Source organism: Mycobacterium sp. NGS54, from assembly GCF_059812465.1.
Genome location: NZ_JCALCS010000011.1, coordinates 107,127 through 133,661, shown reverse-complemented (window position 1 = coordinate 133,661; position 26,535 = coordinate 107,127). Strand labels below are relative to the sequence as shown.

Annotated in this window: 18 protein-coding genes; 10 read left to right on the top strand and 8 right to left on the bottom strand. The window is 67.9% G+C overall.

From position 1 onward, the window contains the following. Positions 1–92 precede the first annotated feature (92 nt). The 5 genes from AC5Y5E_RS29490 to AC5Y5E_RS29470 are packed head-to-tail and all read right to left on the bottom strand — an operon-like array spanning position 93 to position 4,755. Positions 93–632 (bottom strand): YbhB/YbcL family Raf kinase inhibitor-like protein, encoded by a 540-nt coding sequence (locus AC5Y5E_RS29490; protein ID WP_499907417.1) that lies wholly within the window; start codon positions 630–632, stop codon positions 93–95. After that, positions 632–1,192: a LeuD/DmdB family oxidoreductase small subunit gene (locus AC5Y5E_RS29485; protein WP_499907415.1), complete on the bottom strand. Its 561-nt coding sequence runs from the start codon at positions 1,190–1,192 to the stop codon at positions 632–634. Before AC5Y5E_RS29485 ends, AC5Y5E_RS29490 begins: the two co-directional genes overlap by 1 nt. Then, positions 1,189–2,436 carry a 3-isopropylmalate dehydratase large subunit gene (locus tag AC5Y5E_RS29480; protein ID WP_499907413.1) on the bottom strand — a complete coding sequence of 416 codons (1,248 nt, stop codon included), beginning with the start codon at positions 2,434–2,436 and terminating at the stop codon, positions 1,189–1,191. The genes AC5Y5E_RS29485 and AC5Y5E_RS29480 overlap by 4 nt, the downstream gene beginning before the upstream one ends. Beyond that, a complete protein-coding gene (locus tag AC5Y5E_RS29475; RefSeq protein WP_499907411.1) occupies positions 2,427–3,314 on the bottom strand; it encodes an isocitrate lyase/PEP mutase family protein in 888 nt (295 codons plus the stop codon). Before AC5Y5E_RS29475 ends, AC5Y5E_RS29480 begins: the two co-directional genes overlap by 10 nt. Positions 3,315–3,324: 10 nt before the next feature. Beyond that, complete coding sequence (locus AC5Y5E_RS29470; RefSeq protein WP_499907409.1) at positions 3,325–4,755, bottom strand: MmgE/PrpD family protein; 1,431 nt, start codon at positions 4,753–4,755, stop codon at positions 3,325–3,327. A gap of 70 nt (positions 4,756–4,825) precedes the next feature. On the opposite strand from AC5Y5E_RS29470, the gene AC5Y5E_RS29465 reads away from it, so the two are divergent. After that, positions 4,826–5,644, top strand: coding sequence for a GntR family transcriptional regulator (locus tag AC5Y5E_RS29465; RefSeq protein WP_499907407.1), 819 nt, complete (start codon positions 4,826–4,828; stop codon positions 5,642–5,644). On the opposite strand, the gene AC5Y5E_RS29460 is transcribed toward AC5Y5E_RS29465, so the two are convergent. Both AC5Y5E_RS29460 and AC5Y5E_RS29455 read right to left on the bottom strand, forming a co-directional pair. Further along, on the bottom strand, positions 5,641–6,258 hold the full coding sequence (locus AC5Y5E_RS29460; RefSeq protein ID WP_499907405.1) for a methyltransferase family protein: 618 nt from the start codon (positions 6,256–6,258) through the stop codon (positions 5,641–5,643). The two genes, AC5Y5E_RS29465 and AC5Y5E_RS29460, sit on opposite strands and share 4 nt — an antisense overlap. Before the next feature lie 39 nt (positions 6,259–6,297). Further along, the gene (locus AC5Y5E_RS29455) at positions 6,298–7,197 is read right to left on the bottom strand and encodes a PfkB family carbohydrate kinase (RefSeq protein ID WP_499907403.1); all 900 of its coding nucleotides are present in this window, start codon (positions 7,195–7,197) and stop codon (positions 6,298–6,300) included. Positions 7,198–7,398: 201 nt separating this feature from the next. Here AC5Y5E_RS29455 and AC5Y5E_RS29450 point away from each other — a divergent pair, with 201 nt between their 5' ends. From AC5Y5E_RS29450 to AC5Y5E_RS29425, 6 genes are all read left to right on the top strand, one after another. Then, positions 7,399–9,618, top strand: a complete 2,220-nt coding sequence (locus tag AC5Y5E_RS29450) for an adenylate/guanylate cyclase domain-containing protein (RefSeq protein WP_499907401.1) — start codon at positions 7,399–7,401, stop codon at positions 9,616–9,618. Continuing rightward, entirely contained in the window at positions 9,618–11,021 is a 1,404-nt protein-coding gene (locus tag AC5Y5E_RS29445; RefSeq protein ID WP_499907399.1) for a mechanosensitive ion channel family protein, read from the top strand. The genes AC5Y5E_RS29450 and AC5Y5E_RS29445 overlap by 1 nt, the downstream gene beginning before the upstream one ends. A gap of 46 nt (positions 11,022–11,067) precedes the next feature. Then, positions 11,068–12,315, top strand: a complete 1,248-nt coding sequence (locus AC5Y5E_RS29440; RefSeq protein WP_499907397.1) for a glutamate-5-semialdehyde dehydrogenase — start codon at positions 11,068–11,070, stop codon at positions 12,313–12,315. Between the two features lie 27 nt (positions 12,316–12,342). Then, on the top strand, positions 12,343–13,218 hold the full coding sequence (locus AC5Y5E_RS29435; protein WP_499907395.1) for an AAA family ATPase: 876 nt from the start codon (positions 12,343–12,345) through the stop codon (positions 13,216–13,218). Positions 13,219–13,227: 9 nt separating this feature from the next. Then, on the top strand, positions 13,228–14,673 hold the full coding sequence (locus tag AC5Y5E_RS29430) for a vWA domain-containing protein (protein ID WP_499907393.1): 1,446 nt from the start codon (positions 13,228–13,230) through the stop codon (positions 14,671–14,673). 167 nt (positions 14,674–14,840) lie between these two features. Further along, the gene (locus AC5Y5E_RS29425; protein WP_499907525.1) at positions 14,841–17,081 is read left to right on the top strand and encodes an MMPL family transporter; all 2,241 of its coding nucleotides are present in this window, start codon (positions 14,841–14,843) and stop codon (positions 17,079–17,081) included. 204 nt (positions 17,082–17,285) lie between these two features. Here AC5Y5E_RS29425 and AC5Y5E_RS29420 read toward each other — a convergent pair whose 3' ends face one another. Then, positions 17,286–17,480 carry a hypothetical protein gene (locus AC5Y5E_RS29420; protein ID WP_499907391.1) on the bottom strand — a complete coding sequence of 65 codons (195 nt, stop codon included), beginning with the start codon at positions 17,478–17,480 and terminating at the stop codon, positions 17,286–17,288. Between the two features lie 411 nt (positions 17,481–17,891). Between AC5Y5E_RS29420 and AC5Y5E_RS29415 the strand changes: the two genes are divergently transcribed. The 3 genes from AC5Y5E_RS29415 (at position 17,892) to AC5Y5E_RS29405 (ending at position 26,483) form a co-directional block, all read left to right on the top strand. Continuing rightward, positions 17,892–24,233 (top strand): type I polyketide synthase, encoded by a 6,342-nt coding sequence (locus AC5Y5E_RS29415; protein ID WP_499907389.1) that lies wholly within the window; start codon positions 17,892–17,894, stop codon positions 24,231–24,233. A gap of 131 nt (positions 24,234–24,364) precedes the next feature. After that, complete coding sequence (locus tag AC5Y5E_RS29410; RefSeq protein WP_499907387.1) at positions 24,365–25,663, top strand: aminotransferase class I/II-fold pyridoxal phosphate-dependent enzyme; 1,299 nt, start codon at positions 24,365–24,367, stop codon at positions 25,661–25,663. Then, on the top strand, positions 25,647–26,483 hold the full coding sequence (locus AC5Y5E_RS29405) for an SDR family NAD(P)-dependent oxidoreductase (protein WP_499907385.1): 837 nt from the start codon (positions 25,647–25,649) through the stop codon (positions 26,481–26,483). The genes AC5Y5E_RS29410 and AC5Y5E_RS29405 overlap by 17 nt, the downstream gene beginning before the upstream one ends. The last annotated feature ends 52 nt before the right edge of the window (positions 26,484–26,535 follow it).

The window sequence follows — 26,535 nt, the reverse complement described above, 5'->3', positions numbered from 1 at the left end:
GAAATCGCTGCCAGATCGACGCCACACGCTGCCAACCACTGCCAACCGCAGGTCAGCGGCAGATCGTGCGACGTAATCGCTGGGCGCCCGCGTTAGCGTCGGTAGGTGCCGGTCAGCGTGCCGCGGGCGAGCACGTGTCCGGCCATCGCGGCCAGCAAGGCCTTGGCCGTGGTGACGGTGTCGGGAATAGCCTCGTCGATCGCGAACACATGGAACCGGTAGCGGTGCGTCCCGTGACCGGGAATCGGGCGAGGCCCGGCGTAGCCGCGGTGCCCCAGATCGGCCCGGACGAACCGCATCCCGTCGGTCCCCGACCGCAAAGCACCGGCGACGACGCCTTCCAGCGTGGGCTCGAGCACCGCCACGGTGTGCAGCAGCGGCCGGGGCAGCGGAACGTCGACGTCGTCCATCACGAGCACCAGCTGCCGCGTCCCCGCCGGCACCCCGTCCCAACTCAGCGGCGGCGAGGCGTTCTCGCCGACGCCCTTGCCCGCGGTGGACGGCGGCATCGCGCCGCCGTCGCAGAAGGCCGGACTGCTGACCCTGATCGACTCGGGTGCACCAAAAGCGCTACCGGCCAACGGGCTTCGGTGCTCGCCCGCGCGTATGCCGCGGAGCAGCCGCCCCAACATCAGGCGCCGCTTCCGGCGCCGCGCATGGCGACCGTACTCGACCGCAGCACGTCGCCGAGCTCGGCCGGCAGGTAGCCGCGTTGCGCCAGCCGCGGCAGCACGCCGCCGCTTTCGATGATCTCGAGGATCAAACCGGGCAGCTTGGGGACGCTGCCCGAGTCCCCCGTGGTGTCGTTTCGCCAGGTGCCCGCGGTCAGGTCGAAGGTCGCGGTGTCGCGCTCGCGGAACACCTCGGTGGCGTTGGGCACGGTCATCGCCGGCAGGCCGGCGTTGACCGCGTTGCGGAAGAACAACGAGTTGAATTCCTCGGCGACCAGGCCGGCGACCCCGAGCTCGGTGAACAGGGCCGCGACCGGACGCGACGATCCGAGCCCGAAGTTCTTGCCCGCCACCACGATGTCGCCCGGTGAGACCTCGTCGGTCCACCCCGGGCGCACCTCGTAGAAGATGTGCTTGGCCGCCTCGGGCGGGTCCATCTTCATGGCGAACGCCGGATACATGGCGTCGGTGTTGAGGTTGTCGCCGAACACCCAGAGCCTCCCGCTGAACGAGATCGTCATGCCGTCACGCTCCTTGGGTCCGTGATGTAGCCGGTGATCGCGGACGCGGCGACGGTCGCCGGTGAGGCCATGAAGATTTCCGCTTCGGTGCTGCCCATGCGTCCGGTGAAATTGCGGGTGCTCGACGTGATGCACACCTCGCCGGGGCCCACCACGCCCATGTGGTAGCCGAAACACGCGCCGCACGTCGAGTTGGTGATCACCGCGCCGGCGTCCGCGAGGTCCTGCAAGTACCCCAACCGCATGGCCTCCCGGTACACCGCCTGCGAGGCGGGAGTGACCAGCAGCCGCACCCCGGGCGCGACGGTCCTGCCGCGCAACACTTCCGCGGCGACCTGGAGGTCCTCGAGTTGGCCGTTCGCGCACGACCCGATGAACGCCTGGTCCACCTTCTGCCGATCCAGCCGCGACACGGGCACCCCGTTGCGGCTCACGGTGCCCGGTCGCGCGACATAGGGTTCCAACGTCGACAGGTCGATGCGCCGGACCTCGCGGTAGTTGGCATCGGGATCCGGTGCGGCAGCGTCATATCCGGTGACGCCGGCATCATCGAGGTAGCGCGCGAGCACCGCGTCCGGTTCGAACGTGCTGAAATCGGCCGACACCTCGGCGCCCTGGGTGGCGATGGTGCGCCGATCGTGCATCGGGATGCCGGCCAGGCCCGGGCCGCCGAATTCCAGGTTCAGGTTGGGCGCGTCGCCGTATTCGTTGGCGATGTGCAGGAAGACGTCCTTGCCGCTCACCGTGTTCGGTTTGACTCCGCCGAGTTCGTAGCGGATCGTCGGCGCGACCTGGAACCACGTCGTGCCGGTGCACATGATCGAGTACACCTCCGCCGGACCCAGGCCGCGGGCCGCGGTGTTGTTAGCGCCGGCGGCGCATGTGTGAGAGTCGGTGCAGGCCAGGATCTCTCCCGGGCGCGCCAGCCCGTTCTCGGCGATGACCTGGTGGCAGATGCCGTGCCGGCCCACGTCGTAGAAGCGCTCGATACCGAAGTCGGCGACGAACTTTCGGGCGTGCCGGCCGCCGGTGGCGTCCTTGATCGTCGGCGCGGGCACGGCGTGGTCCATGACGACCGCCAGCTTGTCGGGGTCGTGAATCCGGTTGGGCGGTATCCACATGGTGGCGAACTGCAGGTCGATGAGGACGGTCATGTCGACGTCGACCACCACGGTGTCGCCCGGCGACACGGAGTCCAGGCCGGCCTTGCGGGCGAGGATCTTTTCGACGACGGTCATGCCCATGAGCGGTCCTCGGTGTGTGCGTACTTGTCGTCGAGGGCGAGCCACTCCGCCATGCCGACCAGGTTGAAGAAGTCTCCGGGACTGTTGGGCAGATGGGCGGCGGCGTCCGTGCCGTTGAGTTCGCAAAGGCCTTGCAGCATGCCCCATGTCGCCTGAATCAGCAGGTTGCTGGGATGGATCGCGATCGCGTAACCCAACTCCTGCAGCCGCGACGCGGACTGCAGCGGCGTCATGCCGCCGAGCACCAGATTGATCAGCAGCGGAGCATCGACTTCGCGTGCGATGCGGTCGATCTCGCCGGCGTCCTCGGGCGCCTCGACGAAGATGATGTCGGCGCCCGCTTGCGCGTAACGGTTGGCGCGCTCGATCGCGGCGTCCAGGCCGAGCGGGGCGCGGGCATCGGTGCGGGCCACCACCAGCAGGGCGTCGTCGGACCGGGCGTCCAGCGCCGCGGCGAGGGTTTGTTCGAAGGCGGCGGCGTCGATGACCTGCTTGTCCGGCAGGTGACCGCACCGCTTGGGAAACACCTGGTCTTCCAACTGGATAGCAGCGACGCCCGCCGCGTCGTAGGACCGGACCGTGCGTACCACGTTCATGGGCGCGCCGTAGCCGGTGTCGGCGTCCGCGATCAGCGGAACGTCGCCCAGCGCGTCGGCGATCATCCGGACCCGGTCGGCCATTTCGGTCGCGGTGACCAGCCCGATGTCGGGCAGGCCGAAACCCGACGCCGCGACGCCGGCGCCGGTCATGTACGCCGCGACGTGGCCCGTCCGTTTGGTCAGCTGCGCGGAGATCCCGTCGAAAACGCCTGGTGCGACGATGAGTTCACGCTTCGCGAGCAGCTCTTTCAGCCGCCGGCGGGCCGGTGTCGTGGCCATCTCCGTCCTTTCAGTCCAATGCCCCCGCGACGGGGGCGGCGAGAAGGTCGACCAGCAGGCCGATGTCGTCGAGGTTGTCCAGCCCGGTCACCGCGCGCTCGATCGCGTCGGCGCGCCCGCGGCTGGTGACCCGGCGGGCGAGTGCGTGGAACTTCGCCACCAGCTCACCGTTGGTGACGGGGTCGTCGGGCGCGCCATGCGGCAGGTCCACGCGGGCGCGATGCACGGCGCCATCGCGGGTGGTCACCACGACCTCGGTGCGGAACCTCTCGGTGATATCGGCGTGGGCCAAGGACTCGTCGAGGTGCACGGTCGTTGCGGCGATCAGCGACCAGATGTCATCGGAATCGAGGCGGTCAGGCGTGAATTGCTCGGGCAGGACGTTGCCGTCGAGCAGCGCCGCCGCGATCGCGTATCCGATGTTCATCTGAGCGCCGATCGGGGTGAGCGGCCGCTCGGGCCGCCACCACCCGTGGTTGTAGACGGTCTCGCCGATGGTGACATCGATCGCTGAGATATCTTCCGGTGCAACCGAAACGCGCAACTGTCTGGCGGCGTCGATCGCGCCGTGCAGCCCGCCCATCGCGGCGTAGGACTTGACCATGATGATCGCGGTTTCCCAGCGCTGGCCGAGCTGCCCGGTGAGCAGCGCGGCGTCGGGATCGTGGCCTTCGCCGAAAACGCTGAGAAACCCGCCGTATTCGCGCTCGAACACCCGCTTGATGCCGGTGTAGCCGGCCGCCGCAAGGCCGGCGGCGTAGAAGCCGTTGCGTGCCGCCAGGCCGTGATGCATGCGCTTGCTCATGGCCTCGTACTGCGCGGCCATCAGCCCCGCGGACTGGGTGCCGGCCAGGCCGAGGGCGTCCTCCAGTTGCGCCGGCGACAGGCCGCGCAGCTTGCCTGACGCCATGGCCGCCGAGTGGGTGCCGAAGACCGAGCCGGAATGCCAGCCGCGGTCGAGCATCTGGGTGCCGTGCAGCGTGTAGCCGACGCGGGGGCCGACCTCGAACCCGACAATCGCCGCCAGCAGCACGTCGGCGCCGGTCGTGGCCACCGGCCGCGTCGACGCCGTCGACAGTAGCGCCGGGATGAGCAGGGAGCAGCTGTGCAGCGGGGCCAGGGGATGGAAGTCGTCGAGCTCGAAGCCCTGGATGAAGGTGCCGTTGAGGACCGCAGCCGCCGGTGCGCCGCAGGTGCGCCCAGTGCCGAGCACCGGGGTGTCGCCGGGGCCCTCCATGGCGAACACCGCGTCGGTGGCGACGCGAGACCAGGGCAATTGAGCCCCGACCAGTGCGCAACCGAGGCCGTCCAACAACAGATGTTTGGCCCGCTCCACCACGGTCGGCGGGACGTCGTCGAGCGCGAGATCGGCGACCCAGGTGGCCAGCCGGCCGGTCGGCCCCGTCGGATCGGTGGCGGGTTGCTGTTGCACCGCGGTCATCATGTCTTCCCCGAAATGGTCAGTTGTTATATACATATAACAACTGACCTGCAGGCGCAAGGGAGGTGCTGTGGAAACATTGACGACCGTGCGGCAGAGCGGAGACAGGCTGGGACCGGTGTCCGCCGCCGCGGGCGTGCCATTGCATCGGCAGCTGTTCCTCGTGCTGCACGACGAGATAGACCGCGGCGCCGTCGCCCCGGGCGAGGCGTTGCCCACCGAGCAGACGCTGTGCGATCAGTTCGGGGTTTCCCGCATCACGGTCCGCCGGGCGCTGGCGGACCTGGCCGCGCAGGGATACATCGAACGCAGGCACGGCGTCGGATCGTTTGTGCGCGAGCACAGTCCAGCGGAATTGCCGACGGGCGGCTCGTACATGGAAGGGCTGCGCCAGACCCAATTTGAAACCGAGGTCGACGTGGTCGAACTCGGGACGCGGCGCCCGCCGCGGGCCATCGCCGAGGCGCTCCGGGCGTCCGGCGAGCTGCTGCAGATCGTGCGGGTGCGCCGGCAGCGCCGTACCGGCGAGCCGTTGATGGTCACCGACGCCTGGCTGCCGACGGAACTGGCCGGCGCCTTGACCGAGCCCGCGCTGCGCCAAGCGCCGCTCTATGAGTTGCTGGCGGACGCCGGGATCGTCGTCGATCGCATCCGGCACGAGATCACCGCCGAAATCGCGGGCCCGCGCACCGCACATCTGCTGGACACCCCGATCGGCGCCGCGGTGCTGCGCGTCAACCGCCTGGCATTCGTGGCGGACGCGCCGCATCACCACCTGTCGGTTCTGTTATCGCCCAGCCGCAGTCGTGTGTTGCTCAGCCAGACGGCGGACGAACTGGAAACGGGCGATGGTTTGACGATCGCTCACGATGTCGCGGCGCCGCGCTAACGAGCGAGCCCGACCCCGGGGACGAATCGACCCACCCTGGCGGCGTAGGCGCGATACGCGTCGCCGTGCGTCCGCAACAGGTACGGCTCCTCGACGCGACGGACCTGGAGCTCGATCGTGGCGGCCAGCAGGATAAGGCCCGCGAACGCAACGACATTGGGCGTCACCAGCGCGATACCGCAGCCGAAGGTAAACATCGCGGTGTAGATGGGGTTGCGGATCCGGCCGTACACGCCGGTGTGCACCAGCGTCGTCATCTCCCTCGGGTCAACCCCGATCCGCCAGGAATCGCCCATCTCGAGTTGCGCGTACACCGTCGCCGCGATGCCGCCCGTCGCCACCACGATGCCCACGGCCTGGATCCAGGCCTCGTCCAGCAAGCCGACGGGTTCAACGACCCTGGCCTCCTGCAGGATTGGCGCGCTGACCGCCACCGCGAGCGCGGCAACGAAGCCGACGCCGGCCAGGCGTTCCAAAACGCCACCGGTACGGATGCCGCGAAAACCCGTCGAGCCGGTCCGCCGGTACTGCAGCCAACTGCGCCAGCCGAATCCGAGGATTCCGAATATCGCGAAGAGCACCAAGGCCATGTCGGCGGCGGCTGTCGCCGGCATGCAGACTCCCATGACCGCAGGCATCGCAGCGAGGGTACATCAATCGGTTTGGTCAGGAAAAGCGTCTCGCAGCGCCGTGTCGATCGCGTCGGCGCGCGGCGCGCAGTCACCGGCGCCGGGCAGCAGGGTGGCCAGCGCGCCCGCGGCGCAGGCGCGCCGCAGCGCGGCCAGTCGCCCGGCCCTCGAGGCCGGACTTGGGCAGTCGCCGCGCGGCCAACTCGCGGCCAGCACCCCGGCGAAAACGTCGCCCGCGCCGGTGGTGTCAACGGCTTTGACCTTCGGTGCGGGTACCACGAAATCGCCGTCTTCGCCGACATAGCGCGCGCCGCGCGCCCCCAGGGTGATCACCAAGTGGGTCGGCCGCCACGGCCAGCATTCGGCCTCGGCCTCGTTGGCGATCACCACGTCCGTGGCGGCCGCCAGTTCGGCCAACCGGCTTTGGTCCTGGCCGGCGGGTGAGGCGTTGACGACGACCACCGCCCCCGTCGAGCGGGCTTCGCGCGCCGCCCCAGCGGCCGTCGGCACCGGAATCTCCAACTGCGTCAAAAGCACATCGCAGGTGCCGACCGCCCGGCAAGCGTCGGCCGGGGTCAGCCGCCCGTTGGCGCCCGGCGCGACGACGATGGTGTTCTCGGCGCCGGCATCGACCACGACGACGGCGGTACCGCTCGACCCCGAAACCTTGATCGTCCCGTCGAGCGCAACATCGTTCGCCCGCAGGTGGGCCCGCAACCGTGCGGCGGCCGCGTCGTCGCCGAGGGCACCGATGAAGCGCACGCGCGCGCCCGCGCGGGCCGCCGCCACCGCCTGGTTGGCGCCCTTGCCGCCGGGAGCGGAGGTCAGCGACGAGGCCAACACCGTCTCGCCCGGCCGCGGCAGGGCATCGACGTCGAACGTCAGGTCCATGTTCACGCTGCCGACCACGCAGACCCGCGTCATGACGCCGACGTTAGTCGGGCCGGAATTCCGACGGACGATCGCCGCCGGGAACCGCGAAATCGACTATTGCGGCCGAACCGCAAGCCCGGGTTGGGCATTTTGCCGCTAATCCTTCGCGGCATTCGCCAATATCGTGATGTCCGCGCGTTAGTCTGCTGCGTGATCGGTGTCAATCCGGTCGGAAGGAAGGGGGAAAGGCGAATGACGTTGACCGAGCCGAAAATGGCCGAACCGGCGTCTGAAAACACGCCGGAAACCGCCCCCGAATCCGTGTCGACCGAAAAGCCGCGCCGGGGAGCGCGCCGGCCGCTGGTGTGGCACCGCTTCCGCTTCGGCATCCAGTCCAAGATCCTCATCGCGATGCTCCTGTCGGGGATCCTCGGCGTGTCCGTGATCGGGCTCATCGGGGCCATATCCGGCCGCAACGCCTTGCGGCAGGTCGAGTCCGAGCGGCTGATCGAGCTGCGCGAGTCGCAGAAGAGGCAGGTCCAGGCGCTGTTCCGGGAGGTGACGAATTCCCTGATCGTCTACAGCAGCGGATTCAGCGTCAACGAGGCCACCGCGGCGTTGACGGCGGGCTTCAACCAATTGGGAAATTCGTCGATCACCCCCGCTCAACAGCAGGAGCTCGTCAACTACTACCAGAACCAGATGATCGCGCCGATCAAACGGATCAACGGCAACGAGATCGACCTCAACGCGGTGCTGCCGACTTCCCCGTCGCAGAAATACATTCAGGCGTATTACACCGCGCCGCCGAGGCCGACCCCCGACTCGCTGCCCGTCGAGGACGCGGGCGACGGCAGCGCATGGTCGACGGCCAACGCGCGCTTCGATTTCTACATGCGCTCCATCGTCACCCGCTTCGATTATCGCGACGCGCTGCTGCTCGACATGCAGGGCAACGTCGTCTACTCCGTCCGCAAGGGCCCCGACCTCGGGACCAACATCCTCACCGGGCCCTATCGCGAATCGAAGCTGCATGACGCGTACGACAAGGCGCTGCGCTCCAACGACGTGGATTTCGTCTGGATCACCGACTTTCAGCCCTATCAGCCCGCGCTCGACGCGCCCACGGCGTGGGTGGTCTCGCCGGTCGGGATGAACGGCAAGATGGACGGTGTCATGGCCCTTCCGGTGCCGATCGCGAAGATCAACAACATCATGACCGCCAACAAGCACTGGCAAGCCGCCGGCATGGGCTCCGCGACCGAGACCTATCTCGCCGGCGCCGACGGCCTGATGCGTTCGGACTCACGGGAATTCCTGGAAAACCCCCAGCAATACAAGCGAGACGCCATCGACGCCGGCACGGCGCCGGACGTCGTGGAGAGGGCGATCCGGCTGGGCGGCACGACGCTGGTGCAGCCGGTCGACACCGCGGGTCTTCGCGCCGCCAGGCGCGGGGAGACCGGCACCATGAGCTCCGTCGACTACACCGGCAACAAGGAATTGGAAGCCTATGCGCCACTGGACATTCCCAATTCCGACCTGCACTGGTCGATTCTGGCCACGCGGGACGACTCGGACGCATTTGCGCGGCTGGGCAGGTTCAGCAAAACACTCGTGATCGCGGTCACCGCGCTGGTGTTCGTGATCAGCGTCGCCTCGATGGTGATCTCCGGGACGGCGATGCGGCCGGTCCGGCGCCTGGAGGAGGGCACACGGAAGATCAGCTCCGGCGACTACGACGTCAACATTCCGGTCATGACGCGGGACGAAATCGGCGACCTCACAGCGGCTTTCAATGAGATGAGCCGTAACCTCGCGATCAAGGAAGAGCTGCTCAACGAGCAGCGCAACGAAAACAACCGCCTGCTGCTGGCGCTGATGCCGGAGTCGATCGTCGAGCGGTATCGCGAGGGCGAGGCGACCATCGCCCAGAAGCACCAGGACGTCGCCATCATCTTCGCCGACATCGCCGGGCTGGACGAGCTTTCCAACGACCTGCCGGGCGACGAGCTGGTGCGGATCGTCGACGAGCTGTTCCGGCAGTTCGACTCTGCGGCGGAAACCCTTGGCGTCGAACGTATCCGCACCTTCCACAACGGTTACCTCGCCACCTGCGGGGTGATCACCCCGCGATTGGACAGCATTCACCGAACCGTTGACTTCGCCGTCGAGATGCGCCGCATCATCGAGCGGTTCAACAGCCAGACCGGCCACGAGTTGGGCCTTCGGGTCGGAATCAACACCGGCAACGTCATCAGCGGGCTAGTGGGCCGATCCAGCCTCGTCTACGACATGTGGGGCGCCGCGGTCAGTCTGGCCTCCCAAATGCACAGGGGTGCACCGCAGCCCGGCATCTATGTCAGCACCCCGGTCTACGAGGCGATGCGCGACGTTCGGCACTTCACGCCCGTGGGCACGATCTCGGTCGGCGGCACCGAGCAGGCCATGTACCGGTTGTCGGAGCGATGATGAACGCCTGGAACTCCTCGTGGTTCTACTGGGCGGTGGGCATCGCCGTCGGATTTCCGATCTGCTTGATTTTTCTCACCGAGCTGCACCACACGCTGGTCCGCCGGAACAGCCGCGTGGCCAGGCAGGTTGGCCTGCTGCGCAATTACCTGCTGCCACTCGTCGCGCTCTTGCTGCTGCTCGTCAAGGCGTCGCAAATTCCCGCCGGGGAGGTGCCGGTGCGGCTCCTCACCACCGTGTTCGGCTTCCTGGTGCTGGTGCTGATGTTGTCCGGGCTCAACGCCACCGTGTTCGAAGGCGCGCCCGAAGAGAGCTGGCGCGCGCGCCTGCCCGCCATCTTCCTCGACGTCGCGCGGTTCGCCCTGATCGGCGTCGGGCTGGTGCTGATCCTGTCGTATATCTGGGGCGTGCGGGTCGGCGGCCTGTTCACCGCGCTGGGCGTCACCTCGGTCGTCATCGGCCTGATGCTGCAGAACTCCGTCGGCCAGATCGTGTCGGGCTTGTTCATGCTCTTCGAGCAGCCGTTCCGGATCAACGACTGGCTGGACACCGGCACCGCAAAGGGCCGCGTCGTCGAGGTGAACTGGCGGGCGGTCCACATCGACACCGGCAGCGGAATGCGGGTGACGCCGAACTCGGTGCTGGCCACCACGGCGTTCACAAACCTGAGCCGCCCGGCGGGGACCCACAAACTGGCGATGACGACGACGTTTTCGCCCGCCGATCCGCCCGACCGGGTGTGCGCCATGCTGTCGCGCGTCGCCCTCGGTCTGCCGCAGCTCAAGGCCGACAGCGTGCCCCGGTCGGTGCCCGTCGGCGCCGGCGAATACCGCACCTCCATCGGGCTGACCTCGCCCGCCGACGACGGCGCCGCAAAAGCAACCTTCCTGCGCTGGATCTGGTACGCCGCGCGGCGCGAAGGTCTGCACCTGGACAACAGCGACGACGACTACTCGACCCCGGAGCGGGTGGAGAAAGCGCTGCGCACCGTGGTGGCGCCGGCATTGCGGCTGAACGCCGACGAACAGCGGTCACTGCATTCGTGCGCAAAACTCGTGCGCTACGGCGCCGACGAAACCGTGGAGTACGCGGGCCAGATTCCGAGCGGTATGACGTTTCTGGTCGAGGGCCGCGTGCAGCTGACCGCGATGGCCGACGACGGATCGATCGTCCCGATCAGCACGCTGCTCGAAGGTTCGTTCCTGGGATTGACCGCCCTGACCCGGCAGCCGAACATGGCGAGCGCGTACGCGCTCGACGAGGTGACCGCGCTGGAGATCGATCGCGAACACGTCGAGCACCTGGTGATGCGTGAACCGTTGCTGCTACAGAACTTCGGCCACATCCTCGACGAGCGGCAGAGCAAAGTGCGGCAGGCGCGCCGCGGTGAGCGGGTCGCCTGAGGCTCCCGCTCTGACCTGGCCCGCTGGGGACCGTTACCCTTAATAAATGAGTCTGCAAGCCCCAACGCGCCCTGACTTGCGCCGGGAGGTCCACGACGCCGCGCGCCGCGCCCGGGTCGCCGCCCGCGCGCTGGCGTTGCTGCCGACCGTCGCCAAGGACGCGGCCCTGCAGTCGGCGGCCGACGCGATAGGCGCCCACACCGAGCGGATCCTGGCGGCCAACGCCGAAGACCTCGACGCCGCCCGGGCTGCGGGCACACCGACCGCGATGCTCGACCGGTTGGCGCTGGACCGCAAGCGCGTCGACGGAATCGCCGCCGGCCTGCGCCAGGTCGCCGGGTTGCCGGACCCGGTCGGGGAGGTGCTGCGGGGCTACACCCTGCCCAACGGGCTGCACCTGCGCCAGCAGCGGGTTCCGCTCGGCGTGGTCGGCATGATCTACGAGGGCCGGCCCAACGTCACCGTCGACGCGTTCGGGCTGGCGCTCAAGTCCGGCAACGCGGTGCTGCTGCGCGGCAGCTCGTCGGCGTCGAAGTCCAATCAGGCGCTCGTCGACGTGTTGCGCGGGTCGCTCATCAGCGAGGATCTGCCCGCCGACGCGGTTCAGCTGCTCTCGGCCGCCGATCGATCCACGGTCACCCACCTGATCCAGGCGCGCGGACTGGTCGACGTGGTGATCCCGCGTGGGGGCGCGAGCCTGATCGACGCGGTGGTGCGCGACGCCCGCGTCCCCACCATCGAGACCGGAGTCGGCAACTGCCACGTGTACGTGCACGAGTCCGCCGACCTGGACGTGGCGGAACGGATCCTGCTGAACTCCAAGACCCGTCGGCCCAGCGTCTGCAACGCCGCCGAGACGCTGCTGGTCGATTCCGCGATCGCCGCGGAGGCCATGCCCAGGCTGGTCGGCGCCCTGCAGGATGCCGGGGTGACGGTTCACCTCGACGCGGATGAGTCCGACCTGCGCCGCGAGTACCTGTCAATGGACATCGCGGTGGCCGTCGTCGACGACGTCGACGCCGCGATCGCCCACATCAACGAATACGGCACCGGGCACACCGAGGCGATCGTGACAACGAATATGGCTGCGGCGCAACGGTTTAGCGACGGCGTCGATGCTGCCGCGGTGATGATCAACGCTTCGACGGCCTTCACCGACGGCGAGCAGTTCGGTTTCGGCGCCGAGATCGGCATCTCCACACAGAAGCTGCACGCGCGCGGCCCGATGGGATTGCCAGAACTGACCTCGACCAAATGGATCGCGTGGGGAGACGGGCAGACCCGCCCGGCCTGACGCCAAAGCCTGAGGAGAACTGAGACCGTGAGTGTGCCCGCCCGGCCGGCGCCGCTGTTCGCCGACATCGACGACGTCTCGCGACGGTTGGCCGAGACCGGCTACCTGCCCGACACCGCGACCGCGACCGCCGTGTTCCTGGCCGACCGGCTCGGCAAGCCGCTGCTGGTGGAGGGACCGGCCGGCGTCGGCAAGACCGAGCTGGCCCGCGCCATCGCCCAGGCCACCAGCTCGGGGCTGGTGCGCCTGCAGTGCTACGAGGGCGTCGACGAGGCCCGCGCGCTCTACGAGTGGAACCACGCCAAGCAGATCCTCCGTATCCAGGCCGGCTCGGGCGACTGGGACCAGACCAAAGACGACGTGTTCAGCGAGGAGTTCCTGCTACAGCGTCCGCTGCTGACCGCCATCCGGCGCACCGACCCGACGGTGCTGCTGATCGACGAGACCGACAAGGCCGACATCGAGATCGAGGGCCTGCTGCTGGAGGTGCTGTCCGACTTCGCGGTGACCGTGCCCGAACTGGGCACCATCACCGCCGAGCGGACACCGCTCGTGGTGCTGACCTCCAACGCCACCCGCGAACTGTCCGAGGCGCTCAAGCGGCGCTGCCTGTTCCTGCACATCGACTTCCCGAGCCCCGAGCTGGAGCGGCGCATCCTGTTGTCCCGCGTCCCCGAGCTGCCCGCGCACCTGGCCGAGGAATTGGTGCGCATCATCGGCGTGCTGCGCGGGATGCAGCTGAAGAAGGTGCCGTCCATCGCCGAGACCATCGACTGGGGCCGCACCCTGCTGGCGCTGGGCCTGGACACGATCGACGACGCCGTGGTCGCGCAGACGCTCGGCGTGGTCCTCAAGCATCAATCCGATCAGCAGCGCGCCGCCGGCGAGCTCCGGCTCAATTAGGACGCCGTGATGGCCGCCCGCCGCATCCGTCCCAGCCGCCCGCTGGCCCCCCACGGGCTGCCGGGCCATCTGGTCGGTTTTGTGGAAGCGCTTCGCGCGCAGGGTATTTCGGTGGGCCCGTCGGAGACGGTGGACGCCGGGCGGGTGATGGCGACCCTGGGCCTGGCCGATCGTGAGGTGCTGCGGGAGGGGATCGCCTGCGCCGTTTTGCGCCGGCCCGATCACCGCGAGACCTACGACGCCATGTTCGACCTGTGGTTCCCCGCCGCGCTGGGTTCGAGGGCGGTGGTCACCGACGACGAGGGCGGCGCGGCGCAAGACGACTCGCTTCCGCCCGACGATGTCGAGGCGATGCGCCAGATGCTGCTGGACCTGCTCACCGAAAACCCCGAGCTTGCCGACCTGGACGAGCGCCTTGTCGCGATGATCGCGCGGATCGTGGAGGCCTACGGCAAATACAGTTCCAGCCGGGGCCCGTCGTTCTCGTCGTACCAGGCGCTCAAGGCGATGGCGCTGGACGAGTTGGAGGGCAAGCTGCTGGCGGGACTGCTCGCCCCGTACGGTGACGAGCCCACCCCCACCCAGGAACAGATCGCCAAAGCGCTGGCGGCCCAGCGGATCACGCAGCTGCGCAAGATGGTCGACGCCGAGACCAAACGGCGCACCGCCGAGCAGCTCGGCCGCGATCACGTCCAGATGTACGGCATCCCACAACTTTCGGAGAACGTCGAGTTCCTGCGCGCATCCGGCGACCAGCTGCGCCAGATGCAACGGGTGGTGGCGCCGCTGGCCCGCACCCTGGCGACCCGGCTGGCGGCCCGCCGGCGGCGTTCCCGGGCGGGGACCATCGACCTGCGCAAGACGTTGCGCAAGTCCATGTCCACCGGCGGGGTGCCGATCGACGTGGTGCTGGCCAAACCCCGCCCGGCACGACCGGAACTGGTTGTGCTGTGCGACGTTTCGGGTTCGGTCGCCGGCTTCAGCCACTTCACCCTGCTGCTGGTGCATGCCCTGCGGCAGCAGTTTTCGCGGGTTCGCGTCTTCGCGTTCATCGACACGACCGACGAGGTGACCCACATGTTCGGCCCGGAAGCCGACCTGGCCGTGGCGATCCAGCGGATCACCCGCGAGGCCGGTGTGTACAGCCGCGACGGGCACTCCGACTACGGCAACGCGTTCGTCTCGTTCGTGCAGGCCCACCCGAACGCGCTGTCGCCGCGCAGCTCGCTGCTGGTGCTCGGGGACGGGCGCACCAACTACCGCGACCCGGCCATCGATGTGCTGGTCGACATGGTGACCGCCAGCCGCCACGCGCACTGGCTCAACCCCGAACCCAAGCACCTGTGGGGCAGCGGCGACTCGGCGGTGCCGCGCTACCAAGAGGTCATCACGATGCACGAATGCCGGTCCGCCAAGCAGTTGGCGGCGGTGATCGACCAGCTGCTGCCGGTGTAGCCGGCCCGCCAGTTGCCGCCGAGCTCGGGGAGTTAGCCGGTGCCGCCTGGCACCCTTTGTCGGCGCTCAAGCGGTGGCAGAAGAGTCGCAGCAAACACCACGGACGGATGACCGACCGTGCATACTGCTGGGGCGCCGGTCGCGTGGACCACCGGGAGGAGCTGCTCGTGCTCGACAGAATCGCTCGACTGTCCCTTGCCGCCCCGCGCCGGGTCCTAGCCCTTGCGGTGCTTGCGATGGTCGCCACCGCCATCTTCGGCCTGCCGGTGATCGGCTCGCTGTCGGCGGGCGGGATGCGTGATCCCGATTCCGAATCATCTCGGGCTTCGGCTCGGCTCGCTCAAGAGTTCGGCCAGGGCGATATGGACATGTTGATCACGGTCAACGCCGAAGACGGGGCACTCGGCCCGCGGGCGACGGCGGTGGGTACCGATCTTGTCGAGCACCTGAAGAGTTCGCCGAATGTTGGGCGGATCTTGTCCCCGTGGACGGCGCCGCCGTCGGCGGCGTCCGGATACATCAGCAAGGACGGCAAGACCGGACTGATCATCGCCGGCATCTTCGGTGGCGAGAACAATGCCCCTAACAACGCCAAGAAACTTTCGGACCAGCTCGTGCACGACCGCGACGGCGTGGCCGTGCGCGACGGCGGCGAAGCCACCGTCTTCTGGCAGGTGAATGGGCAAACCGAGAAGGATTTGGTGTTCGTCGAGTCGCTCGCGATGCCGCTGAGTTTTGTGGTGCTCGTTTGGGTGTTCGGCGGCTTGATCGCGGCGGCGTTGCCGGTGACGGTCGGCGGGTTCGCGGTTTTGGGCGCCATGGCGTCGCTGCGCGCGATCTCGCTGTTCGCCAACGTCTCCATCTTCGCGCTGAACCTGGCGGTCGCGATGGGCATGGCGCTGGCCATCGACTACACGTTGCTGATCGTCACGCGGTTTCGAGACGAGTTGGCGGAGGGCCGAAGTCGGGACGAAGCGCTGATCCGGACTATGGTCACCACGGGCCGGACGGTGCTGTTCTCGGCGATGACGGTCGCGTTGTCGATGGCCACCATGGTGCTCTTCCCGCAGTACTTCCTGAAGTCGTTCGCCTATGCGGGGGTGGCCGTGGTCGCCTTCGCCGCCACTGCCGCGATCGTCGTGACACCCGCGGCAATCGCACTACTGAGCAATCACCTGGATTCCCTGGACGTGCGCGCACTGTTGCGCCGGATCCTTAGCCGACCGGCCCCTGAGCGCGCGCCGGTCGAACAGTGGTTCTGGTATCGGTGGACGAAAGCCGTTATGCGCCATGCTGTTCCGATCGGTGTGGCCGTCATCGTCCTGCTACTGGCGCTGGGGGTGCCGTTTCTGGACGTTCGGTGGGGTTTTCCTGACGACCGGGTGCTGCCGGCGTCGGCCTCGGCGCGCGCGGTCAACGGTCAGCTGCGCGCCGATTTCCCGGGCAACGGCATACCGGACATCACCGTCGTCATGGACGCGACGGGTCTGACCGCCGGCGACCTCGATGACTACGCTGGCGCCCTGTCGCGGGTACCGGATGTGTCGGCGGTGTCCACACCCGACGGTACGTTTGTCGACGGCAGGCTGGCCGCGCCCCCTTCGGCGCCGGCCGAGATCAAGGACGGCAGCGCCTTTCTCACCGTCAGCAGCGCAGCGCCGCTATTTTCGGATGCCTCGGCGCTTCAGCTGCGCCGGCTGCACGGGGTATCCACTCCGGCGGGTAGGCCGGTGCAACTTGCCGGCGTCGCTCAAAGTAACCAGGACAGCGTCCACGCGATCACGTCGCGACTTCCGCTGGTGCTGGTGATCATCGGCGCGATCACCCTGGTGGTGATGTTCCTGCTGACCGGCAGCGTGATCTTGCCGGTCAAAGCCGTCCTGATGAACATCATGTCGCTGACCGCGGCGTTCGGCGCGCTCGTGTGGGTCTTTCAGGAAGGGCACCTACACGCACTGGGAACGGCGGTCACCGGCACGCTGGAGGTCGACGTGCCGGTGTTGTTGTTCTGCATCGCTTTCGGTGTGTCGATGGACTACGAGGTGTTCCTCATTTCACGGATACGCGAGTACTGGCTGGCATCCGAGCGCGGTCCGGCCGCCAATGACGAGAGCGTCGCGCTTGGCGTTGCCCACACCGGAAAAGTCATCACGGCGGCGGCGCTGATCATGGCGATCTCGTTCGCGGCGTTGATAGGCGCCCAAGTGTCGTTCATGCGAATGTTCGGGCTGGGCCTGAGCCTGGCGGTCCTGGCCGACGCCACGCTGGTGCGGATGTTGCTGGTTCCCGCGTTCATGCACGTGCTGGGGCGGCTGAATTGGTGGGCACCGGCACCCTTGGCCCACCTGCACGACCGGTTCGGCCTCCGCGAGAACGCCGAGCGGCTACCGGACGAACCAGTCCGCTAGCCGCGCCAACGCGCCGCACCACTTTACCCACTGGCCCGGGCTTAAGCGCATCGCCGGGAGGCGTTCCAGCACAACAGTTTCCCCCGCGACAAGAACGATTCCGGCATCTGGTATGACCACGCCGGTCGCGGTCGCGATTGTGCTAGCCGGATTGGTGGGCTCGTTCGCTGGACGGGGCAAGTGCCGCTGTCAAATTGGCGTGAGTCACGCCGCCCACAGCCAGTCCCGCAAAGACGCCGCGGCGAACATACGCGTTTTGCCGTATGCCGCTTGAGCTCGAAGTGGATTACGGTTCATCCGTGCCCAGCGCGTCAGCTGGCAAAGAAATGCAGCTGCTAGCGGGAACCGGAAGGCATCAGCGATGAGCACCACGTTTGCGACGACCGATGGGATCTTCATCTGTGGAGTCTCCGACGAGGCAGTCGAGAATGCCGGCGGCATGTCTGCGACCGCCCCGGCCGGGTCTTCCGAGTTATTGGGCGCAAACGCTGCCCTTCCGGTTGGCGCCTAGTTCGATCCGGCTGACGATCGCCTTCCACAACGTCGGTCAGGATCAATGTTCGTGGCGTCTGAGCCGGTGGGCACCGTTCAGCGGCGCAGGCGGCTTTTTGATACTTTTCGGACGAAAAAAATTCATTTGAAAACCGCGCGTCATCTTGGCGCGCGGCGTAAATTTGCTCCTGGTTCCATCAGCAAACCGCCAGAGACGGGTACCGCACTAGGCGTGCGTGGGGCGCCCGGTTGGCGACAAGATCGATCGTTGGTTCCTCTCTCAGCACTGATAGCACGCAATCTTCGGGAGTACAACTGATGGGTCACCTGGCCATCGTCGGAATTGGTTGCCGCTACGCGGGCGGAATCGATTCCCCGGAGTCATTCTGGGACTTCATCATCCGCAAGGGTGACGGCGTGACGGAGATACCGGCCGAGCGCTGGGACTACCGGCGTTTTTACGATCCCGACAGACGCGCGGCCGGCAGGATGTACACCAAGCGCGGCGCATTCCTCCACGACGACCCCTGGCAGTTCGATCCCGAATTCTTCGGAATGTCGGCGCGCGAGGGTACAAGCATGGATCCCCAGCAACGGTTGATCATGGAGGTCGGTTGGGAAGCGCTCGACGATGCCGGCATGGCGGGCCGGGTATCCGGCACCGCGGTTGGCGTGTACGTCGGCGCGTTCACCTGGGACCACTCGCTCAACGCGATGGGCCCGACCGGGCTTGCTCAGCTCGACATGAGCACCGCCGGGTCCGCCTCGTTCACGATGCTTTCGAACCGGCTGGCGTACGCGCTCAACCTGACCGGGCCCGCGCTGACCGTCGACACCGCCTGTTCGTCGTCACTGGTCGCCCTGCACCTCGCCTGCCAGGCGATTTCCCAAGGCGACTGTGAGATGGCTCTGGTCGGCGGCGTTACCGCGCTGCTGCGGCCGGAAACCTTCGTAATGATGTGCAAAGGTGGATTCCTGGCCGAAGACGGCCGCTGCAAATCATTCTCGGCCTCCGCCGACGGTTACGGTCGCGGCGAGGGCGCCGGGATGGTGTTGCTGCGCAAGCTGGATGACGCCTTGCGCGACGGAGATCGGATCTACGCGATCGTCGAGGCGACCGGCTCCAATCAGGACGGTCGTACCCCGGCCATCACCGTGCCGAACGGCGATTCCCAAGAGGCGCTGGCCCGTTCGGTGTGTGCGCGGTCAAGCGTCGCCCCCGATCACGTGACCTTCGTGGAGGCGCATGGCACCGGAACGGCGGTCGGCGATCCGGTGGAGCTAGGGGCGCTCGGGCGTGTGTACGGCGCCGGTGCCGGCCGCGACAGGCCGCTTCCCATCGGATCGCTGAAGGCCAGCCTGGGCCACACCGAAGCCGCCGCCGGCATCGCCGGCGTCATCAAAGCGGCCCTCGCCGTCCACCACCGCACATTGCCGCCGCAGGGCTGGTTCGACACTCCCAACCCCGAGATCCCCTTCGACGAACTGGGGCTGGCCGTCCAGCTGGAAGCCGAGCCGGTGGGACCCGATGTCGAGCGAATGTCGGTTGCTGTCAACGGCTTCGGGTACGGCGGGACCAACGCACACGCAATAATCGCGGAGCCGCACGGCGCACCGCGCCCCGCCGGCGAGGCATCGAGCCGGGTGGTCGATGTGTTTCCCCTCTCGGCGCGCAGCGAGGCCGCGGCACGTGAATTGGCCGGCGGCTACGCCGATGCGCTTCAGGCGGGCTCCGATGTCGAGCAACTGGTGGAGGCCGCATGGACGCGCCGTGCCCATCACCGCCATAGGGCCGGGGTGGCCTTCTCGGATTCCGGTGACCTCACGGGGCGGCTGCGGGAGATCGCTTCTGGCGCAACACCACTCGCGTCGATCGTGCCACGGTCGGCCGGGCCGATGTTCGTGTTCACCGGGATGGGTCCGCAGTGGTGGGGAATGGGTCGTGACCTGCTCAACGCCGGTGGCGCGTTCGCGGCTGCCGCCGCCGAGATCGACGACGTCTTCCGGGGCATCGCGGGCTGGTCGGTGGTCGAGGAGCTGTCGCGCGGCGAGGACGAGTCCCGAATAACGTCGACGGCGATCGCCCAGCCGGCGAACTTCCTTGTCCAGGTGGCGCTCACCCGCGAGCTCGCCGAGCGGGGGGTCGCCCCGAGCACGGTGGTCGGGCACAGCGTCGGCGAGGTGTCGGCGGCCTACGTCAGCGGCATGCTGTCGCTGTCCGATGCCCTTCTCGTCGCCTATCACCGCGCTCGGCTGCAGGCAACCACCGCCGGAACGGGCGGCATGCTCGCCATCGGGCTGCCGGCCGACGAGGTCCGTGCCCTGCTCGGCGGCGACCTGGCGATCGACGTCGCCGCGATCAACAGCCCGTCGTCCGTCACGGTCGCGGGCGACGTGGATCAACTGGGGGTCCTCGCTGAAACATTGAGCGAACGAGGGGTCTTCAACCGGCTGCTGCGGGTGGAGGTGCCCTACCACAGCCGCCGCATGGACCCGATCCTGTCCGAGCTGCGCGGTGCGCTGGCCGGCCTCGCGCCCACGCGGCCGACCATCCCGGTGTACTCGTCGGTCACCGGCGAGGTCGTGGGCGAGGGCGACCTTTGGGACGCGGACTACTGGTGCGCGAACGTGCGCCGGCCGGTGCTATTCGCCGACACCGTCAAAGCGGCTCTGCGCGCGGGAAATCGGGTATTCGTGGAGGTCGGCCCGCATCCGGTGTTGTCGGCAAACATCCGCGAGGTCTTGCTGCTCTCCGGCGAGTCGGGCGCCACCATACCGACTTTGGACCGGGAGCGACCCGACGCCGAGAGCGTGCGCCAGACCATCGCCGGCCTCTACGGTGCTGGAGCGCTCGACATCACGGCGATGTTCGCCGGGCCCGCCGCGCATTTCCCGCTGCCTCGGTATCCCTGGCAGCGGCAGCGGTTGCTCAACGAACCCCCGGAATTGCGGCAGTACCTGCACGGCACCCCCGACGGCTACGGCATGCTGGGCGATCCGGACTTCGACGACAGGTTCTGCTGGGAACTGCGGGTGAGCGGCCAGACGCTTCCGTGGCTGCCCGATCACGTCGTCGACGGTCGGTGCATGCTTCCCGGCGCGGCGTACGTGGACGCCGCGCTCAGCGCCACCTCGCTGCACACCGGATTGACCTCGGGCGCAGTCGAAGACGTCCAGTTCCTCGCTCCGCTGATTGTCGATCCGGTCGACGGTGCCGTGCTGCGCACGAATGTCGACGTCGCCAGCCGCCGGATCACGGTCCGCTCCCGCCCGGCCACGAGCACGGTGTGGACGGTGCACGCCACCGCCCGGCTGGTCGAAGGGACATATGCGGCCGTCAAATGGTCCGTCCCGGACACCCGCGACATGATCGAGATCGATCCCGAGGACTTCTACGAGGACATGGCCGGCCATGGCGTGACATTCGGGCCCCGCTTCCGGCGTGTGACGGCGCTGCGAATGAACATGTGGCAGGCGGTGTGCACGGTTGACGCACGGCTGCCGCCGGACGAGGCGAAGCATTTTGCCCACCCCTGCATCATCGATACCGCGCTGCAAACCGGGGGGTCGCTGATCCATCAGGCGGTCGGCCGCAGCCTGGGGACGGTCGTTCCGATCGGCCTGGACAGCGTGCGAGTCTTCGGTAGGCCGCCCGACGAGATCACGATTGTCGCGAGCCGGGACCCGGCCGACCCGTTGCGGGTCGATATCGTCATGCTGGACCCGGAACAGTTTGTGTACGCACAAATTTCGGGCATGCGGTGCGGTTCAATCAACCCCGGGCGCGGGCCGCTCGACCAGATCGAGCAGCATTTCTATCAAGAGGTCTGGGATCTGTTGGATCCGTTGCCCCTCGCTGGTCCGCCGCCGGCGGAGCAGACGGCGACGCTGGTCGTCGCCCTGGGTGATCGTCCCCACGCGCGGCTCGGCGAACTCACCGACACCCTGCCACACGCGGTCCTGTGCGACTGCACCCCTCGGAACACTGACACTGAAGCCGTTGTGACACAACAACTTAAGTTGCTTCACAAATCCCTGGCGGAGCCGCGCGGGTTGCACATCTGCGTCGTCGTGGGCGACGTCACGGACGACATCGGCGCCATCTGGGCACTCAGGAACGTTGCCACCGTCGTCGAGGCATTCCTCGACCAAGACCTCGGTGGAACGCCCGCGCAGACGTCGGCGTTCGGCGACGACGCGTTTTACGTCAGCCTGGTTACCGAACGGGCCTTCACCCATCCCACCGACGAATCGTCACCCAATCCCGGCCATGCCGCGTTGGCCGGCGCTCGGCGCGTCCTGATCTGCGAGCAGAAGCGGCTGCGGTGGCGTTTGGTGGACACCGAGCCGGAAACCGGTCTGGACGATCTCGTCGCGGAACTCGCGGTGCCGGGTGCTTTCAGCGCGGACGGCGCCGACGAGGTGATACTGCGCAGCGGCATGCGATTCGCCCCGGTAGTCACGCGCACGCTGGCGCAGCGGCTGGAGGAGATGGACGAGGCAACCGAGCTCACCGACTGGGAGGCGAACTACACCGTCGAGCTCCCGAAGTCGCGTATCCTCTCCGACCTCGCCTGGCGGCGCTGCGGCCGGCGATCGCCGGGCGCGGGTCAGGTGGAGCTGCAGATGATCGATGTCGGCATCGGGTACAAGGATGCGGTCAAGGCACTCGGTCTGGTTGGCGAACAAGAGTTGAGCGGGTCGCATTACCGCGGCGAGATGGGCATGGAGGGTGTCGGACTGGTGACCCGCGTCGGGCCGGGCGTCGTCGAGCCGCGGGTCGGGCAGGTCGTCGCGACATTCGCCCGGGGAATGCTGACCCGCTATCTCGTCATCGACGTGGACCTGTGCGTCCCGCTGCCCGCCAGTGATGTCCAGGAGTTCCGGCCCGAACACTGCAGCAGCACCGTCTCGTTCGTCACGGCTGAATACGCGTTGATCAACATGTGCCGGCTGCAGCCGGGTGAAACCGTGTTGATACACGGTGCCGCCGGCGGTGTGGGATCGGCCGCCATCCAGGTGGCGAAGTGGTGCGGGGCGCGGGTGATCGGCACCGCCAGCAGCGACGAGCGGCGTTCCTACGCGCTCGCCGCGGGTGCCGACCACATGATCGATTCGCGCTCGCTGAATTTTGTCGACGATGTCCGCGAACTCACCGACGGCCGCGGGGTGGATGTGGTCTGCACCGCCGCACCTCTCGAGGTCCTCCGGCACAGCTTCGATGCCGTTGCCGAGCAAGGCCGCATCGCCGAAATCGGAAAGCCCGGCGTCTACACCGGCGGAACGTTGGACATGCTGCTCTTCGAGAAGAACGTCGACTACTTCTCGATCGACCTGGACCGAATGATTCGCACCAGTCGGGAGGAATTCCTGGCGGTCGCCACGACGGTGTACCGGAAATTCGCCGAGGGGACCTATCGGCCGCTGCCGGTGACGATCGTTGCCACCGCGGAGCTGGCGGCGGCGGCCGAAGAAGCGTTCCGCTCGGAACGCATTGGCCGCATGGCGGTTCGGCTGACCGACGACGCGGTGCCGGTCAAGCCGCACTGGCCGGAATTCGTCACCGATCCCGATGGCGCGTACCTGATCACCGGCGGATACGGCGGCTTCGGCCTTGCGACCGGGCGTTGGCTGGTCCGCCGGGGAGCCCGGCACCTCGTGCTGGCCAGCAGGACTGGCGCGACAACGGATTTCGCCCGCAAGCAGCTCGCCCTGTGGCGCGCGTCGGGGGTGGAGGTCAGCGAAGAACGGATCGACATCACCGACACGGCCGCCGTCGACGCGCTGGTCAATCGTTGCAACACGTCCGACCGCCCGCTACGGGGCATCTTCCATGCGGCCGGGGCCGTGGCCGATCAGCGGGTGCAGGACGTGGAGCTTGACGCGCTCAAGCGGGTCTTCGAATCCAAGGTCGATGGGGCGCGGGCACTATGGTCGGCGATCCGCGCCGCGGGGATCACCTTGGACCAGTTCGTCTTCTATTCGTCGGGCGGTTCGCTGCTGGGCATCCTGGGTCAGTACAGCTACATCGCTGCGAACATGGCCGTACAGGCGCTGGCCGAGACCATCGTCCGTCAGGGCCAGCCGGTAACCTGCATCGGCTGGGGCCGGATGTCGGGACGTGGCGGCGGCATGGCCGCCGATCCGACGGCGGCGAAATTCCTGGAAGCCGCGGGCTTCGATCCGATCGACATGGACGACGGAGCGATCTATCTCGAAGAGGCGCTGCGGCTCAACATCACTCAGGCGTCGATCATCTGCATCAACTGGACCAAGCTCAGCGGCGCGGCCGGTCACTTCCCGCACTTGCGGCGCACCGCCGGCGCCGTCGCCGCCGCGGCCGAAGCCGATTCGGCGGAGGATCGGCTGCGCGCCGCCCTGGTCGCCCTTGACGAGGGTAAGCGCGCCGAGGTGGTCGCCTACATGCTCGCCGAGCAGCTGGCGGTGGTAATGGGTGTCTCGGCCGAATCCATCGACCTCGACGTGCCGGTGACCGAGCTCGGCCTGGATTCACTGATGGCCGTCGAATTCGGCGCCCGCACCAGCCAAGCGCTTGGCGTGCAACTGAATTCGCTTCCCCTGGGCCGCGCCTTCGATCTTCGGCAGGCGGGCGCTCACGTCGCGAGCATGATCCTGGCGCGCAAGGGGCTCGCCGCGTGAGCGACAGCCTGAACGACGTTTCGGCACGCGAGACTGCCCGCCGTTTGCTCGCCGCGCCGTCAAACACAGCGCCCCAACGGGTTTCGGCGCCACTCCCGGCTCCGGCCGTGCCGGTGAAAAAGCGGGCGCGCTTGCCCTTCGCCGATCACCCGGACGTGCTCGCCACCGGCGAGCGACGAGCTCGCGCGCTGGAGATGGTCGAGCTGACCGGGATGCCGAGTCCGCTGTTCCTGCAGAGGCGAGGCCCCAACAACCCCGTGATCGACGGACCGAGCGGGCCGGCAACGAACTTCTCCAGCTACAACTATCTCGGCCTGGCCGCGCACCCCGAGGTCGTGCGCGCGGGCCAGGATGCGCTCGCGCAATACGGCGCCTCGGCGTCGGCCAGCCGGATCTTCTCCGGCGGCATCGACCTCTACGCCGAGCTCGAAAGCCGGCTCGCGCGGCTGTATGACGTCGACGGGGCCGTCATCACCACCAGCGGGTACCTCGCCAATGCGGGAGTGATCGGTTTCCTGCTCGGCGAGCGCGACGCGCTGGTCTGCGACGCCCTGGACCACGCGAGCATCGTGTCGGGCGGGCAGTGGTCGGGAGCGCGCCAGCTGACGTTCCGCCACAACGACCCGGACTCGCTGCGCAACGTGCTGCGCATGTCGCGCACCCGCTTCGAGCGCGTGATGGTGGTCATCGAAGCCCACTACAGCATGGACGGCGACATCGGTCACGTGCCGGAGATCGCCGCCGTCGCCCGCGAATTCGATTGCGCGGTCATGGTGGACGAGGCGCATTCGTTCGGTGTGCTCGGCGCCCACGGGCACGGCGTACGGGAACACTTCGGCCTGCCCGGGGACGCGGTGGACATCTGGATGGGCACCCTGTCGAAGGCGTTGGGCAGCTGCGGCGGTTTCATTGCCGGCAACGGTGACCTGATCGAGGCGATCCGCACGATCGCTCCGGGGGTCGAGCAATTCACCGGCGGCCCCTCACCGGCGGCCGCAGGCGCCGCGCTCGCGGCCCTCGACGTGCTCGACAAAGAGCCCGACCGGCTGGCCCGGTTGTGGCGCAACGCGGAGTGGTTCAACGCGGCTCTGCGCGAGCGCGGGCTGGACGTCGGGCTCGCGGAGAACACGCCGATCTGTCCCGTGCTGGTCCCCGGCGAATTCCAGGTTCTGTTCAGCTCCTCGATGCTGCTGCAACGCGGCGTATACGTCGGCGCGGTGGTGGCACCGGGTGTCCCGCCCGGCCAGGAGCGGCTGCGGTTCTTCGTAACCAGCGAGCACACCCAAGAGCAGTTGCAAAGCACCGCCGACCTGGTTTCCGAGGTGGTCGGATTGATCCCCCGAATCGGCAACGCGCTCACGGTCTCGAACGCGGCGGCCAAGATCCAGGAACTGCTCGGCGGAGCTCGGGGCGATGAGGCTCGACCGTAAAGCACCGAACCTGCGGGGACGCAGGGCGTTGATCACCGGCGCGTCGCGGGGCATCGGGGAGGCGCTCGCCCGCGCCTTCGTCGCCGCCGGCGCCGACGTCTCGCTGGTGGCGCGGACCGAGACGGCCCTGCGAGCGGTGGCCACTTCGCTCGGCGGATCGGCCCACGTCGCCGACCTGTCCGATGCCGAGCAGGTCGCCGAGCTGATCGACCGGGTCGAAACCGCAGACGGTCCCGTCGACATCCTGGTCAACAACGCCGCCATCGACAGCGCCGCCGGGTTCCCCGACGTCACCTACGAGCATCTGCGCACCGTCACCGAGGTCAACTATCTCGCGCCCGCGGAGTTGTGCCGGCAAGTGATACCACGGATGCTGCGCCGCGGCGGCGGACACATCGTCAACGTCTCCTCGATGGGCGGCTGCATCGCTTTTCCCGGAAACATCCCGTATTCGGCGTCCAAAGCGGCCCTTTCGCAATTCACCGCGGGTCTGCGGGCCGACCTTCGCGGGCTGCCGATCCGCACCACCCTCGTTGCGCTCGGACCGGTACCCACCGACATGCTCGCCGCCTCCGAGCGGTATCGACCCACCGCCAGGTCGTACCGCCGTCTTTACCGGCTGGGGCTCATGGTTGATGTGCCGCGGGAGAAGGTGGCGCGGGAGGTCGTCGCGGCCGTCGCAAACCGGCGCAGGTACGTTTTTCTCCCCCGGCGCAGCGCCGACGTGCCGATCATCGCCGAGATGCCCAGAATCGTTGTGGAACTTCTGCTCACGAAAGTTCCGCACCAGGGCGACACAGTCGCAACGCCAACGGATTGATTTGCGATTTCGTCTCGCCACCAGTCGTTATCGCGATGTTCGGCGAATCGAG